Origin of the sequence: Thermanaerothrix sp., assembly GCA_026417795.1 — a bacterium.
In the GTDB taxonomy this organism is placed as follows: domain Bacteria; phylum Synergistota; class Synergistia; order Synergistales; family Synergistaceae; genus Thermanaerovibrio.
Window position 1 is genome coordinate 1,579 of sequence record JAOACP010000086.1, and the last position, 250, is coordinate 1,828.

Sequence of the window (250 nt, forward strand, 5' to 3'; positions counted from 1 at the left end):
AAAAGCCCCATACAGTTTTTTAAGGAGCCCTTCGGTCAATTGCACGTCCCCAAATTTTACTTCATCCGGCAACGGGGTGTTGTTTTGCTTTGCGGTTTGGATAAGGTCAATAAAAGCCTGAAGATCCCGGGCAGAAAACCGTTCGGTCTGCCCCAACACATTAAAACGTCCCAAATTAACAAAGACCCCTTGAATTTCCGCATCCACAGTGGCAAGTACTTCTAGGGGAATATTGTACCCGTAATAGCCC

Annotated in this window: 1 protein-coding gene; it reads right to left on the minus strand. The window is 46.4% G+C overall.

Annotated features, from left to right (window positions below; all coding sequences use genetic code 11):
• Positions 1-250 (minus strand): hypothetical protein (locus N2315_09205; GenBank protein ID MCX7829351.1); only part of this gene is annotated, 250 nt, incomplete at both ends.